Origin of the sequence: Paenibacillus kribbensis, assembly GCF_002240415.1 — a bacterium.
Taxonomy (GTDB): domain Bacteria; phylum Bacillota; class Bacilli; order Paenibacillales; family Paenibacillaceae; genus Paenibacillus; species Paenibacillus kribbensis.
Genome location: NZ_CP020028.1, coordinates 3,745,610 through 3,760,009, shown reverse-complemented (window position 1 = coordinate 3,760,009; position 14,400 = coordinate 3,745,610). Strand labels below are relative to the sequence as shown.

Below are 14,400 nucleotides of genomic sequence, written 5' to 3'. Positions count from 1 at the left end.
TTTGTATCTTAAAATCTATTAACTAATTATTATGTGTTTACGAATATGCTTCCATATGACTTCCTCATAATGATCAGCTTTGTCCGGGAACACATCAGTCTCACTGCTACCAGTTTCTTTGTTGATCAGTTGAACCTTATACTCACTTAAATCTACCAGTCCATCATTCTGAATGGGTGTTCCGTTTTCAAACCTGAAAATATGAATTTCATCCGTAATTGCAGCTTTATAAGTTTGATTGGGATGTATAGCCTCCGTAAAAGCAAACTTGCGGGATTCTTCACCTCCTAAACATGCGGGGAGGTGACCATCAATATCTTCAGGAGCAGACAGGTCACTGTAGTGAAGTAGCGTCGGCAGTATATCAATCAGCTCCATAAATTCGTCTGATTCTCCTACGGGAACATCCCCGCCTCTGATCATAAAAGGAACTTTGCGTCTACTTTCATGAAGGAGAAAAGGTTGATCTTCTAAGAAAGATTGACCATGATCGGAATGAAACAGAACCAGGATCTCTTCATTCTGAAAATGCTGATCAAAATACGTATAAAGAATGTTCAAGTAAAAATCGATTCGTTTAATTTCCAGAATATATTTTTCGTGTTTGTTAATATCATAGGGAGTTAGAACGGTAGTGCTCCCCTTTTCGTATATCCTGACACGCTTACTGATGTCAGTTTGTGCTTGTGTCATGAGATTACAATCTCTCTCATCTGGCACGTGATGTATATCTGCCAAAGATATCCACATGAAGTTATTTTTTTCCTTAAACGTCTCCAAATGCTCTATTGATTCTGTAATAACCTGTTTGCAATCCATCCCGCCCATAAAATTTTGATATAGAATACGATCAAAACCTTTATGATATCCGTGTGCAGGTGTTACCCTCCAGTCTCCTCCGATTTGTGCGGTAAGATATCCAGCCTCTTTAAAATGCTCTTGCATCATTTTATTATTTTCGGTAAATGCATGATTAAAGTCAGGGTGGAATAAGCCGTGACTGGTTGTATACTTACCAGTAAAAATGCTAGCTACACTCGGAAATGTCCATTCACTTGTTGCATAGCAATTTGTAGAAGTAAATCCTTTCTGAAAATAAGCATATGTATAAGGCATAATCGATTTAAAATCATGCTTTTGTATAAAATCGAACGAGAGTCCGTCAATAAAAATATTGAAGATTAATCGCTTTTTCTTCGATATTTCTTGTAGCGGGATAGGTGTTCCTATAAATACCGGTTTATTCATTGTTATATTTAATAAGCCACTCTCATTAAAACGCAAATAATGATATTGATTATACGGAAGATCCTCACTTGAAAAAGAGTAATTTTTCCCGTTCAAGTTAAAGTTAAGTATCGTCTCGCTTTCAAGCGTGGAAACTGGTAGTAATGTTTGACCTGCTAAAGATACTTGTTGTTCAGACTTGTATATACGTCCCTTTAAAGTTTCTGTCATATGATAGTGCCTACTAATTTCGTCAATATCAGCATTTTTATATGATCTATGTAAATTGGTCATATATTCATCTGAAGTCCCTACTGCCTGCGGCTGGCGAATGGTGCTTTGCCGATTATGGTCCATTGGAAATAAACGATAGTCTATTTCTCCTAAAAATCTATTGCCATCCTCAATAATTTGTAATAGTTCAGTCTGATCACTTTGATAAATTTCCCTCAATAAAAGAGTCATCCGATTAATATACGTTGTAGCTAATTCCTGTTTTTCTACGGTACTTGCATATTTTAATGCACTAACATATCTATGAAAACTGACAGTAAAAAGGCTCTTCATTTCATAAACAATACCAAGATTCAGGTTGATATCAAAATTAAATGGATATTGCTTAATTCCTTCTTCTAAAATTTTCGTAGCTTGCTCATAATCGCCTTTTTGGAAAAAGTAGTTACTCTTAATTGAGATTAGATTTGCATCCTCAGTAATTTCATTATATTTGTTAATGTCTTCCTCCAATGCTGAAAGATTATTATTATCAAAAGTAACTCTGATACTCTGGTTTAAATTTTTCAATTGCTCTATGCGTTGCTGAATTGGTTTACTTCTCATTTGAAAATCCCCCTATAGTTTTATCTGTGATGTAAAAAGTTCTAACGCTAATAAGCCAGTGAACCAGCGTCAGGATGAGGCACTGAATGCTTGTATCGGATTATTTTCGTTATGGATAATTCTATGTTTTAGGAAAAAAGGTATAAAATATACGAACTCAAATAGGCGATCACCGTCGCCTCGGCAACGATGCTCCTGAACGGCGTTCGGAGGTAGCAAAAAAACGGGCCAGGAACGCGAGAGAAAAACGCAACACCCGATTGATTTCGGACACGAAGTCGCTCCAAATCGGGCACAGATAAGAAGTAGCGATCGAGCAGGAGCAAGGCTTTTCTGAACGCCTGGGTGGCTATGAAAGCCTGATCCAACATTTGCATCACACGTGATGGTTGCACTTCCTCTGGCAGCTTCTCACAGCGGGACATCGTTTCCACGCCATCTTGCAGATTTATGAACAAGGGCAAAAGGAACCCTTTCGCCGGCTGGAGGTGATATTTAATAAACAGCCAGCAAATCTATTTATCGGTCAAAAGGGGAATTTAGTTTACAGAATGGCCCATTGGAAGTGGTATTTACAATTATATTTTGGGAAAGGAGGTGTGTGAAATAATACTCCGGTAGTTTTGAATAATAGTCTTATAAAGTGTATAGATAGGATTGGAAGGAGAGAGGCGTATTATTAATCAATGTATTCTTAATAAACATAATGGGACTTGTACCTTTAAATAGCGGGGATATTGAAGATTACTTACCAGACTTGTATGATTGGAGTCTTACTGGAACCGAAATATAAGCAGTGTTTTATGCGTTTATTCGCGAGATACAGAAGCACAGGTAAAGACGGAGGATTTCCCTTACGTTTTTATCCAACTATTTTCTGATTTAAACAAAGATCAAATGATTGGTTATGATGAACTATATCAAGAGTTTGCAAATTGGTTGAATGAAAGTAAATCAGAATATTGTTAGTGAAATTAGATAATTATCATCTAAGTTAATAGAAGAATATTAATATGCTAATAAAATTTAGTTAATATGAATTAACTGCTGATGTACTTGAGTGGATATAAAACCTGTTGGTGCATCCACTGTGCAAAAACATTGATACTGGCGATCTGACGAAATTTTATGATCGCAGTTTGTTGATTTGAGGGTTCTGCTAGATACTCATTTTTTATTATGATCCAATTTCGTTAAGTTAACGGTAGGAAAGCAAAACAAATTTTATCCATTTGCGTCTTAATATGGGGGGGTTACTGCGCAACGAATTTAACCAAAAAAGGAGCTATTATTTATGAAAAAAGCATTCTTTGGGGTTTTTCTTGCAATCTTTTTATTTATTTCATCGTCAACTACTTATGCAGCAGAAAATCAAATTAAAGTTGACGGCGTTGCTATTGAATCCGATGTGAAGCCCGAAATTAAGAACAAACGTACAATGGTACCTCTACGTGTTATTAGTGAAAATCTGGGGGCTAGCGTCGAATGGTCCAATTCCGGGGTTATTCTCGCTAAAAGCGATATGAAAGTCATATTAACACTGAACAGTAGTACAACTGAGAAGAACGGTAAAAAGATGCTGCTTGATGTAAAACCATACATGAAAAATAATCGCATATTTGTTCCACTTCGTTTTATTGCAGAGACGTTTGGATGCCATGTCAATTACAACAACTTTGCAGTGACAGTTGATACTGAACCATTGTTCATAGACGGTGTACAAGTAAAAGCATTGCAACATGAATACCATATGACTATGGGCGGCGTAGTTCAGAAAATTAATGGAAATGCATATAACAAAACAATTTATAATATTTTTGTGAAAAACAAAGGTGAAAAGGTCGAAGCACCTGCAGACTACTCTTGGAGATTCACTATTGACACACTTGGGTCTTATTATAAAAATGCACAATATGATTTTCTAGACCAAAAAGGGAACAGCTTAGTTCGCTTTGATGTTTATTCTTTAATTCGTTCTTTTCCATCTGAACTTTTAGCAGAGTACCCAGAAATTTTGATTCATGACGTATCTAAAGATGAGTGGTATTTGTTTAGCGATACCGCAAGCCGATCCATTAATCAGTTAATTGATACCGCCGCAAAGAACGGTTTTCTTACAATTATAAGTAATACAGTTGTATAAAGTTTTTTCTATTACATTAAAGGGCTACTAAACAGATGGAATATATTTGTGCCCATCTACGTTTTGATAATAAGACGAACTATACGATGCAAGAAAGCCGAAACAATCAAAAGCTTATCTTCAATTTCCCACGTAAGTTCGTAGATAACGAAGTCGGCTATCTGCTCGGTAAGCTAGTAAACTATGTGTCCAAGTCAGATCAGGATGAGGCTATACATAACATAGACGTATATATGAATCATTGGGACAAGGAGCATAATCTACAGCTTCGGAAACACTTTTGAAGTGGAGAGAAATATAGTCGAAAAATATTCTTAGTTGATAATTTCCCTTATCACATTCCTCGCCAAGCGTACTTTCTCTGGACTCGATTTTTGGAGCATTGTAATAATCTCAATAATATCTTCATCAAACTCTACAATTTTGGGGTCTTCGCTTACATATGAAAACAACTGAACTAAGTTGACGTCAAGGGCTTTTGCGATCTTAGCTATATTGATCAAAGAAACATTCTTTTCTCCTCGTTCGATCTGTCCAATGTATGTAAAATGAAATCCACCTTTTTCCCCAAGGGCTTCTTGTGAGAGACCTTTTTCTTTGCGCAACACTCTTATTCTAGCCCCAACCAGCTTTAACACTTCTTTGTCCTGCATTTATCTACACCCCTTCATATTAAAAAGTGTAGACAAGATTTTCTTGGGTAAACATGAGATTAAGAATCGTATATTTAGTATTAATTATATCTATAAGTATTATTTCGATGTATAATAAGACTTATCTTGAAATTCTCTGGAGGAATAGATATGACAAAAAATCCTTCTCACCTTAACCAAAGCCGCGCCCAGCCATCCAGATCCACAGAACACCTACATAATTCCATAACGGATTTTCACAGCCTGTCCCAATACCACATGAAACTAGCCCGAATCCTGCAAAAACATAACCAGCATCAATGCTGCATTATCCTGTGTGACTGGGCTTTGACCTCTATGCTGAAAGCTCTATATATGAAAGAAAACAACAGTCTTTTCCCTCCAAGATTCCTGTCCATGACTGACCTACTGCATATAATACATACAAAAACTAACCCGGGATTGGATGTTGTTGTGTTTATAGGCACCATCCAGTTTCTTTCATCCCAGCTAGAAACTCCGCTCCTACAAAATATGAAGCACAAGGATGTGAGCAGGCTGCTGCGTAGAACCGACGACATTCTCTGTCAGTTATCGCCACGAGTCATTATCGATCTTTCCGAAGCCTACCAGCCCCTTTTCTTCATATGATAACGTATGCCTTAACCGAGGAGGGATCCAGACATGGGTGAAGTAGGTTACGGTGGAGCATGGACATCCACAGCTGCGATTCTGGTCTTGTTCATTTTGCTGGTGATTATCACAAAAACTTTTCTGATCTAGTAGCAGATTGGGTTCGGTTACATCCACAACAAGGCCTTCTTTCACTACAGTGAGGGAAGGCCTTGTTGGTGCAGAATAGATGGTAGCCTAGACATGTTGTCTGGTCTAGCAAGCATTGCTATACTTTACATATAAGGAGAATTTCCCTTAATGATTTGGTATATAGGGATGGCGACATCAATGAAAAAATGGTAATTAAATGTCCAAAGCAGGAGGATACAGAATAAACGCAGCAAGCAGTCCATTTCAATTTACGACAGACACGGCAACTCTGTGCTTATTTGATATAGAGGCGCTTAAGCATCCTCTACAGCTTATGCTTCGGTAGAGACAGCCCTCATATCGTCTATTGATACTTTACAATAATGGCGTTGCTGATTTGGCGTCCGGGTGTGGTAAGGTATGAGCCGTTGTAGTACAGCCCGCTGGAAGCACCGCCGTCCAGATTCATGGCCTGATAAGCACCTGCTTGCTTCATCATTTGGGCGAGCTGTGGAATGGTGGCTCCGCCTGTGGTCAGGAGGATCAGCTTATGATCCCGGGTAATTCCGAGTGCGCTTCTGGCTCCGCCGCCTGTTAATATTTTGGGGTCCTTGAAGCCTTCGGCTTTGACATTGAGGGACACCTGTCCGTTCGTCACCAGACGAGGCCCGGCTTGAAGGGCACCTTCAACGTTGCCCAGGCTCAACCGCTGCTCAAAAGCAGAACCCGAAACCAGCTCAGCTAAATGATTGGCATCATAGGAGAAGACCGTTCGCTGGTCGCCAGAGCTTTTCATTAACATTTTTCTATGGCTGACCAGGTAGCCGTAAGGCGTTTTGTAGGAGCTTTTGGTATAGGCGTCAAAGAATGTACCATTGATGGCTACAATTGCTTGATTGCGTTTGGCGAGACTGCTTAAATCTTCTACTTTGCCGATAGTATTGCCTGCCAGCACCACATCCAGACTCACCTTGGGATGGAGCATGGAGATGGTGACCACCTTGGCGGAAAAGGTTCGTGATCCGACCTTAAAGCTTTTGTGAGCCGTCGTGATCGGTGAGGTGCTGCCAGGCAGCTTGCCAGTGAGCACCGGCAGCGTGACGGACGTTGTGCCCTGTTTAATGCGTACAGCTGAAGCTTCCTTTTGCCATGAGACCTGCAGGTTTAAATACTGGCTGATGAACTGGAGAGGAACATAGTTAGAACCGTTATCGCTAAAAGGAGCATTTTGCATACGGACCGTCTGCTCATTCACTTTGGCAGTAGCTTGTCCCATAAATAATGTAAGCCGGGTATTGCCTTGCGCAATCTCTATCTGTTTGTCCGCTGGTGTCATATTGAGCGTAACCCCTTCATAGCTGTTCAGGAGGCGAAGGGGGATAAAGGAATGGTTACTTTGATCCACATAGACCAGCATAGGCGCTGGTGCAGCAGCGTAGATCGGGGTTACAAGGATTAGCAAGGACAGGATAACAAGTGTGGTGATTCTTTTCATGGATAGATCAATCTCCTTATGTAGTTTTGATTCTTTACAAGGTGCTTGAACTTATATCGGGTTTTATGAGTTGTAAATGTATGCGAGACGGAGCGTTGGATCATCTGGCGTAACCATGAGCCATTGCGCTGGTAATACTAATATTCCGCAAATGATGAAAATAGCAAATTCTGATAAGCTGAACTTAAAAACACATGGTAGCACGTCATCATGCCAATTGAGAGAAAAGAGGTGCAATGACATGGACAAGAAAGCGGGTATGCGCGCATCCATGCAGGAGTTATTTGCACAGATGGATGAAGCGCTTTTTATGGAGATGGTAGAAAATGTCCCCTTCGAAATGCGCGACGGGGTCGTTGACAAGGAAGGGTGGATCAAGTGGAAGCCTCTTCCTTCGCAGATTACGGAAGAGGAGGTTCGTGAACTGGAGCAAACCTACCATTTTGAGCTGCCTCCTCTGCTGAGAAGCTTCCTTATGTCCTACCATTATGTAACTTTACAATTCGATAATGAATCCATACCGGGGGTATATTGGAGCGACTGTACCTTTGTAGAGTTTCCGCGCCTGCCTGTGGGCCAAGGACTTAAGGCATTTTATGATTTGATCAATCAATGGTCACCTCTACTATCAGCAGGCTATATTCCGTTTGCGATTGCAGAGGACGATCAGGGTCCTGTTTGTTTAAATGCAGGCAGCAGACATAAGGACGGCGATTATCCTATTGTTTGGTTCTATCATGAGGACTTGCAGCATCTGGATGAGGACGAACTGCGGATCAGAAGAAACCTGCTTCCTCATGTGCAAGGACTGTTCCCCTCTTCTGTTGAAATGTTTAACGTCATGTTTAAGCAAATCAGACACTAACAGTTCCCTGGAATGGAATTTTACTGTATACCCATCTATGATATTGACATAAAAAATAAGGAATGTTATAAAAAAAGGTAGGCTGGCACTCGAATGATGGGAGTGCTAACAAATTTGAATCGTTTGCATCGCTCATACACGCTGGCCCTACATAGGTTCATATCTGAAAGGAGATATCAGAATGGAGAAAAAACAGTTTCAGGCTGAGTCCAAGCGTCTGCTCGAAATGATGATTAACTCGATTTACACGCAAAAGGAAATTTTCCTAAGAGAGCTGATCTCCAATGCAAGTGATGCGATTGACAAAATTTATTACAAAGCGCTGACAGATGATCAGTTGGTCTTTGACAAGGAAAATTATTATATCAAAGTAGCTGCCGATAAGGAAAATAGAACGCTAACTCTGCGTGATACCGGGATTGGTATGACCCAGGAAGAACTGGAAAACAATCTGGGCGTCATTGCTAAAAGCGGCTCGCTGGCATTCAAAAATGAAAATGAATCCAAGGATGGACATGATATCATCGGTCAGTTTGGTGTTGGCTTCTATTCGGCCTTCATGGTCGCGGATGTTGTTACAGTGACCACAAAGGCCCTGGGTAGCGATACCGCCTACAAGTGGGAATCTACGGGTGCTGACGGGTATACCATTGAGCAGGCCGAGAAGGATGAGGTTGGAACCGAGATTGTTCTGAAAATCAAAGCCAACACCGAGGATGAGTCCTACGACGAATATTTGGACGAGTATCGTTTAAAGGCATTGATTAAGAAATACTCCGACTTTATCCGCTACCCGATCAAAATGGATGTTACAGGCAAACGTCCAAAAGAAGGCAGTGATAACGAGTTCGAGGATTATGAAGAAGAGCAGCGTATTAACAGCATGGTTCCCATCTGGAGAAAGAACAAAAGCGAGCTGACCGACGAGGATTATCAAAATTTCTACGCGGAAAAACGCTATGGCTACGACAAGCCGCTCCAGCATATCCATGTAAGTGCGGACGGCGCGGTGGTGTACCAGGCTATTCTGTTTATTCCCGAAAATATCCCGTTTGATTTCTACTCCAAGGAATATGAAAAAGGGCTGGAGCTGTATGCCAACGGCGTGCTGATTATGGAAAAATCTCCTGATCTGCTGCCGGATTATTTTAGCTTTGTTAAAGGTATGGTCGACTCTGAAAGCCTGTCGCTCAACATTTCCAGAGAAATGTTGCAGCATGACCGCCAACTGAAGCTGATTGCCAAAAATATCGAAAGCAAAATTAAAGGCCAGCTGCTGACCCTGCTCAAAAATGACCGGGAAAAATATGATCAATTCTATAAATCATTTGGCAGACAATTGAAATTTGGTGTCTACAACGATTATGGCCGTCATAAAGAGACTCTTCAGGACCTGCTCATGTTCTACTCTTCTACAGAGAAGAAGCAGGTTACACTGGATGAATATGTATCTCGGATGCCTGAGGATCAGAAGTATATTTATTATGCTTCCGGGGAGTCCAACGAGCGTATTGAAAAGCTGCCGCAGACCGAAATGGTAGCCGACAAAGGCTATGAAATTTTGTACTTCACCGACGACATTGATGAGTTCGCTATTAAAATGCTCTTGAGCTACAAAGAGAAAGAATTCAAATCCGTCTCAAGTGGCGATTTGGGCATTGAGACCGACGAAAATGAGAAAGCAACCGAAGCGGAGCAAAACGACAATAAAGAGCTGTTCGAGTACATGAAGGGCTTGCTGGAGGGCAAGGTATCCAGTGTCAAAGCCTCCAAGCGCTTGAAGACACATCCGGTATGTCTGTCCGCAGACGGCGAAGTGACGATTGAGATGGAGAAAATCTTGAACGCCATGCCGAATAACGCTGATGTCAAAGCAAATAAAGTGCTGGAAATCAACGTAAACCATGCGGTGTTTAACTCTTTGAAAGAGGCTTTTACCGAGGACAAGGAGAAGGTAAACCTCTATACGGCTTTGCTGTATAATCAAGCTTTGCTGATCGAAGGCTTGCCGCTGCAAGATCCGGTTGAATTCACGAACGATATTTGCAAAATCATGGTTTAACAAATTTTTATTCTGCACAAAGCCGTTCCCGCACCGGGGGCGGCTTTATTCATGATGAAAAAACTAAAACACGGATCGCTGTGTTCAGTACAAAGGAGGTCATTTACATGAGTCAGGATCGGGACAACCTGAAGTTCCAGAATGTTACTCGCGATGAGCTTTTTATTCCTGATTCTGGGGTTTGTAAAATTATTGTGACATGCTGATGTGAATTTTAACACAACAAATTATCGTTTTTCTTGATTATTTGGTAGGATGTCTTTATAATCATTTTGTTTGCAAGAATGATTAGCGATTAGCGTATGGAATAAGGAGGTTATTTATTTTGGGAAAAGCATTGATTATTGGCGCCGGTGGCGTGGCCAGCGTTGTGGTGCATAAGTGTTGCCAAAACCCAGATGTATTTGAAGAAATTTGTATCGCAAGCAGAACTGTTGAGAAATGCGATGCGCTTAAAGAGAAGCTGGGTGGAGGACGTACTAGGATACAAACGGCTCAGCTTGATGCTGACAACACCGACATGGTCATTGACTTGATTCGAAGCTTTCAACCGGATGTAGTTATCAATGTGGCTCTCCCTTATCAGGATTTGACGATAATGGATGCTTGCCTTGAGACAGGTGTTCATTACGTTGATACGGCGAACTATGAACCGCCGGATACGCCGAAGTTTGAGTACAGCTGGCAATGGGCCTACAAAGAAAGATTCGAAAAAGCGGGAATTACAGCTCTGCTGGGCAGCGGTTTTGATCCAGGCGTGACTGGAGTATTTACGGCTTATGCCCAAAAGCATTATTTTGATGAAATTCATACGATTGATATTGTGGACGCGAATGCAGGGGACCACGGATATCCTTTTGCAACTAATTTTAATCCGGAAATCAATATTCGCGAAATTACGGCGAAGGGCCGTTACTTTGAAAATGGAGAGTGGATTGAAACTGAGCCGCTTTCTGAGAAAAAGGTATATGACCTTCCTGAAATTGGACCGAAAAACATATATCTTTTGTACCATGAAGAACTGGAATCTCTTGCAGTGAACATTAAAGGCGTGAAAAAAATCCGCTTCTGGATGACGTTCTCGGACAATTATCTGAATCATTTGAACGTACTTCAAAACGTAGGCATGACTTCCATAGAGCCTATTGAGTATGAAGGACAACAAATCATTCCACTGCAATTCCTGAAAGCCATTTTGCCGGACCCGGCTTCTCTGGGACCAAGAACGAAAGGCAAAACGAACATTGGTTGTATCATTCAGGGTGTGAAGGATGGCAAGCCAAAAACATATTATGTTTACAATGTTTGTGATCACGAGGAATGCTATGCAGAGGTTGGCTCCCAAGCCATTTCCTACACGACAGGTGTCCCTGCCATGATCGGTGCTATGCTTATTATTAAAGGCATCTGGAAAAAACCAGGCGTTTACAACGTTGAGGAATTTGATCCAGATCCATTCATGGAAGCACTGAATAAACACGGATTGCCATGGCAAGAGAACTTTACGCCAACGCTGCTTGATTGAGGTCTGTGATGAATATTGATATTACCGGACTCCCATCACCTTGTTATCTTGTTGACGAAAGACTTCTTGTCAAAAACCTTGAGGTTTTAAATTCCGTTCAAGAGCGCACAGGCTGCAGTATTCTGCTCGCTCTTAAGGGATTTTCGATGTTTTCAACCTTTCCTCTGGTTGGCAAATATTTAAAAGGCGTAACCTCCAGTTCGTTGTTCGAGGCAAGACTCGGTCGCGAAAAAATGGATAAGGAGGTTCACGTATACGCACCTGCTTATGTGGACCGTGAATTTGATGAGCTGTTGGAGTATGTCGACCATATCGTTTTCAACTCCTTTGATCAACTGAAACGCTTCAAAGCCAGAGTGCAAGGCGTAACTTCCAAAAAAATCGACATCGGAATTCGGGTGAATCCGGAATATTCGGAAATCGAAACACCGCTGTATGATCCTTGCTACAACAACTCCAGAATGGGTGTGACGCTGGCTAACTTTAAGCCTGAGGAGCTGGAAGGCGTAGACGGTATTCATTTTCACACGATGTGTGAGCAGAATTCAGATACGCTGGAGCGCACCATTAAAGTTGTGGATGAGAAATTTGGGCCATACATTAAGCAAATGAAATGGCTTAATTTCGGCGGCGGTCATCATATTACCCGAGAAGACTATGATTTGGACACGCTGGTACGCTGTATTCAATATTTTCAGGATAAATACGGAGTGCAGGTTTATCTGGAGCCAGGCGAAGCCATTGCTTTGAATACAGGCTATCTGGTTGCTACTGTGCTGGATACGATGAAAAACGGAATGGATATTGCCATTCTGGATACTTCGGCTGAATGTCATATGCCTGATGTGCTGGCTATGCCTTACCGTCCGAATATCATTGGTGCAGGCAAGCCTGGTGAGCATGCGTACACTTACAGACTCGGTGGCCTTACCTGCCTGGCCGGAGATGTGATTGGAGACTACTCCTTTAAAGAGCCATTGAAGCCTGGAGACAAGCTTGTATTCTGCGATATGGCCCATTACACGATGGTCAAAAACCACATGTTTAACGGTGTCAACCTGCCAGCCATCGCCAGTTATAACGACGAAGAAGGCATTAAGGTGATTCGACAGTTCTCCTACGAGGACTTTAGCTCGCGTTTGTCGTAGGATCTGTTGACAGTGTGGAACGATCCTGAGTCGTAATGAATAAAATAACTGAACTACCAAAAAGCCGCGCCCCTAGAGATGGGACGCGGCTTTTTGTTTGAGATGTGAAGGCGGCGTAAAACCAATTGTTAGGCTCCCAGTCAGTTCCAGTACCAGAGAGTTGGATAGGTTCCTAGACGGGTGGTACGGGACTTGCTTCATCGGCTAAAGCGACACTACCTATAACGTATGATATACTTATTTAATTGGGAATATATTCAAAGATGGATTTGATGAATGTAATGCAACGATAGGTGGAGGTGAAGTATATGTTTGACCCGACGGTTTTTGATAATTTAAAAGTGGCTATAGAAAATGCGGTTTACGATCTGGATAATCTGGATTCACGTATTGAAATTACGCAGCGAATCGATAGATTGGAAATGTCCGTGATGTCGCGTGAATTTGCTGTACAGTTCAGGTTGAAGGGACACCTGGATGTGACAGCAGAAATTCGCTTAAAAGCAGATTTAAGCAATTTGGCAGCAGAGATTTTAGAAATCGAAGATCAAACTCCGGGATGTGGCTTGTTGCTGCGTTTTAATAAGGAGATTCACGAGATTGAGACGCAGTGCAACCGAATAGAGGATATACTGACCGAAATTTGGAAGCCTGATCTTCGGCCTGTACAAACGCTCAGCTTGATTTATGGAGAGAAGGCAGCTACATACCAAAACAGGATTGAACTCCGGTTTTCCAGACAAATTAACGAAGAACAGATGGAGGATATTCCAGAGCTGTTGGAACATATTTTGCTGACGCTTATGGAGTTGAACAAGGTCTAAAGTTAGAGGAAAGGAGCTTATAGATAACACAATGAATGAACACGATTTCTCTGAAATATATGCGATCATGGAGGCTTCTTTTCCAGCATCAGAATGCAGGACGTTTGATTCACAAAAGGCTTTATTGAAGCATCCTAGCTATCGCATCATTACTGAAAAGAATGAGCAAGACAAAACGATTGCTTTTTTGGCGTGCTGGGAATTTACACATTTTCGGTTTGTAGAGCATATAGCGGTAGATCAGGGTATACGTGGTGGCGGGTTAGGTAAAAAGCTCATGATCAGGTATATCTCAGAGTCTGATAAACCGGTGGTGCTGGAGGTTGAGCCGCCAGTGGATGAATGGACTCAGAGAAGAATCGTTTTTTATGAACGTTTGGGGTTCCATTTGAACCATTTTGAGTATGTGCAGCCCCCATTAAGAGAAGGACAGGCCGATCTGCGGCTTCAAATTATGAGCTATCCAGGTACGCTGGATGAACAGGCGTTTGCTCCGTTTAAGGAGATTTTATATACCGAGGTTTATGGGCTTAAGCTTGAATGAGAGAATATATATCGCTAGTTATATAAAAATAAAGGACTCTGCTTAAGCCGTAAAAACTACTTGATTTTGTGGTCTATAGGAGATATAATCTTAATTACGGTGGTTGAAAACATCGGTATTCATACATAGTATGCGGTCGTGGCGGAATTGGCAGACGCGCACGGTTCAGGTCCGTGTGGGCTAACCCCCCGTGGAGGTTCGAGTCCTCTCGACCGCATCGCTTTAACAATGAATGAACTCTTGAATTTTCTCTTGTGGAGATTCAGGAGTTTTTTTGCATGCTCGGAATTTGCAATGTATTATAAGCCCGACAATTTCACTTCGCTATAG

General features: G+C 41.5%; 13 protein-coding genes and 1 tRNA gene. 10 read left to right on the top strand and 4 right to left on the bottom strand.

Annotated elements, in window-relative coordinates; all coding sequences use genetic code 11:
* Positions 1–18: 18 nt before the first annotated feature.
* Positions 19–2,067 carry a sulfatase-like hydrolase/transferase gene (locus B4V02_RS16700; protein WP_094155653.1) on the bottom strand — a complete coding sequence of 683 codons (2,049 nt, stop codon included), beginning with the start codon at positions 2,065–2,067 and terminating at the stop codon, positions 19–21.
* Between the two features lie 128 nt (positions 2,068–2,195).
* Entirely contained in the window at positions 2,196–2,525 is a 330-nt protein-coding gene (locus tag B4V02_RS16695; protein WP_094155652.1) for a hypothetical protein, read from the bottom strand.
* A gap of 836 nt (positions 2,526–3,361) precedes the next feature.
* Here B4V02_RS16695 and B4V02_RS16690 point away from each other — a divergent pair.
* Together B4V02_RS16690 and B4V02_RS16685 are read left to right on the top strand one after the other, a co-directional pair.
* Positions 3,362–4,210 (top strand): copper amine oxidase N-terminal domain-containing protein, encoded by an 849-nt coding sequence (locus tag B4V02_RS16690; protein WP_094155651.1) that lies wholly within the window; start codon positions 3,362–3,364, stop codon positions 4,208–4,210.
* 35 nt (positions 4,211–4,245) lie between these two features.
* Positions 4,246–4,494: a phage portal protein gene (locus B4V02_RS16685; RefSeq protein WP_094155650.1), complete on the top strand. Its 249-nt coding sequence runs from the start codon at positions 4,246–4,248 to the stop codon at positions 4,492–4,494.
* A gap of 30 nt (positions 4,495–4,524) precedes the next feature.
* Here the strand turns inward: B4V02_RS16685 and B4V02_RS16680 are convergent, their stop codons facing one another.
* Positions 4,525–4,863: a helix-turn-helix domain-containing protein gene (locus tag B4V02_RS16680; RefSeq protein ID WP_094155649.1), complete on the bottom strand. Its 339-nt coding sequence runs from the start codon at positions 4,861–4,863 to the stop codon at positions 4,525–4,527.
* Between the two features lie 663 nt (positions 4,864–5,526).
* Here B4V02_RS16680 and B4V02_RS26285 point away from each other — a divergent pair.
* Positions 5,527–5,625 carry a YjcZ family sporulation protein gene (locus B4V02_RS26285; protein ID WP_208618685.1) on the top strand — a complete coding sequence of 33 codons (99 nt, stop codon included), beginning with the start codon at positions 5,527–5,529 and terminating at the stop codon, positions 5,623–5,625.
* 346 nt (positions 5,626–5,971) lie between these two features.
* Here B4V02_RS26285 and B4V02_RS16670 read toward each other — a convergent pair whose 3' ends face one another.
* Positions 5,972–7,102: a phosphodiester glycosidase family protein gene (locus B4V02_RS16670; RefSeq protein WP_094155647.1), complete on the bottom strand. Its 1,131-nt coding sequence runs from the start codon at positions 7,100–7,102 to the stop codon at positions 5,972–5,974.
* 241 nt (positions 7,103–7,343) lie between these two features.
* Between B4V02_RS16670 and B4V02_RS16665 the strand changes: the two genes are divergently transcribed.
* The 7 genes from B4V02_RS16665 (at position 7,344) to B4V02_RS16635 (ending at position 14,287) form a co-directional block, all read left to right on the top strand.
* On the top strand, positions 7,344–7,967 hold the full coding sequence (locus B4V02_RS16665; protein ID WP_094155646.1) for an SMI1/KNR4 family protein: 624 nt from the start codon (positions 7,344–7,346) through the stop codon (positions 7,965–7,967).
* Positions 7,968–8,148: 181 nt separating this feature from the next.
* The gene (gene htpG / locus B4V02_RS16660; protein WP_094155645.1) at positions 8,149–10,029 is read left to right on the top strand and encodes a molecular chaperone HtpG; all 1,881 of its coding nucleotides are present in this window, start codon (positions 8,149–8,151) and stop codon (positions 10,027–10,029) included.
* Positions 10,030–10,354: 325 nt separating this feature from the next.
* On the top strand, positions 10,355–11,554 hold the full coding sequence (locus B4V02_RS16655; protein WP_007429757.1) for a saccharopine dehydrogenase family protein: 1,200 nt from the start codon (positions 10,355–10,357) through the stop codon (positions 11,552–11,554).
* An 8-nt stretch (positions 11,555–11,562) separates the two neighbouring features.
* Complete coding sequence (gene nspC / locus B4V02_RS16650) at positions 11,563–12,702, top strand: carboxynorspermidine decarboxylase (protein WP_007429758.1); 1,140 nt, start codon at positions 11,563–11,565, stop codon at positions 12,700–12,702.
* Positions 12,703–13,010: 308 nt separating this feature from the next.
* The gene (locus B4V02_RS16645; RefSeq protein WP_094155644.1) at positions 13,011–13,526 is read left to right on the top strand and encodes a hypothetical protein; all 516 of its coding nucleotides are present in this window, start codon (positions 13,011–13,013) and stop codon (positions 13,524–13,526) included.
* Between the two features lie 31 nt (positions 13,527–13,557).
* The gene (locus B4V02_RS16640) at positions 13,558–14,070 is read left to right on the top strand and encodes a GNAT family N-acetyltransferase (RefSeq protein WP_094155643.1); all 513 of its coding nucleotides are present in this window, start codon (positions 13,558–13,560) and stop codon (positions 14,068–14,070) included.
* A gap of 132 nt (positions 14,071–14,202) precedes the next feature.
* Positions 14,203–14,287: transfer RNA gene (locus tag B4V02_RS16635), tRNA-Leu, on the top strand.
* Positions 14,288–14,400 lie beyond the last annotated feature (113 nt).

Bases quoted from the DNA above. Each gene is read 5' to 3' on its own strand.
- B4V02_RS16665 (WP_094155646.1), top strand. From the start codon at position 7,344: ATGGACAAGAAAGCGGGTATGCGCGCATCCATGCAGGAGTTATTTGCA.
- B4V02_RS26285 (WP_208618685.1), top strand. From the start codon at position 5,527: ATGGGTGAAGTAGGTTACGGTGGAGCATGGACATCCACAGCTGCGATT.
- nspC (WP_007429758.1), top strand. From the start codon at position 11,563: ATGAATATTGATATTACCGGACTCCCATCACCTTGTTATCTTGTTGAC.
- B4V02_RS16640 (WP_094155643.1), top strand. From the start codon at position 13,558: ATGAATGAACACGATTTCTCTGAAATATATGCGATCATGGAGGCTTCT.
- htpG (WP_094155645.1), top strand. From the start codon at position 8,149: ATGGAGAAAAAACAGTTTCAGGCTGAGTCCAAGCGTCTGCTCGAAATG.
- B4V02_RS16685 (WP_094155650.1), top strand. From the start codon at position 4,246: ATGGAATATATTTGTGCCCATCTACGTTTTGATAATAAGACGAACTAT.
- B4V02_RS16680 (WP_094155649.1), bottom strand. From the start codon at position 4,863: ATGCAGGACAAAGAAGTGTTAAAGCTGGTTGGGGCTAGAATAAGAGTG.
- B4V02_RS16700 (WP_094155653.1), bottom strand. From the start codon at position 2,067: ATGAGAAGTAAACCAATTCAGCAACGCATAGAGCAATTGAAAAATTTA.
- B4V02_RS16690 (WP_094155651.1), top strand. From the start codon at position 3,362: ATGAAAAAAGCATTCTTTGGGGTTTTTCTTGCAATCTTTTTATTTATT.
- B4V02_RS16645 (WP_094155644.1), top strand. From the start codon at position 13,011: ATGTTTGACCCGACGGTTTTTGATAATTTAAAAGTGGCTATAGAAAAT.
- B4V02_RS16670 (WP_094155647.1), bottom strand. From the start codon at position 7,102: ATGAAAAGAATCACCACACTTGTTATCCTGTCCTTGCTAATCCTTGTA.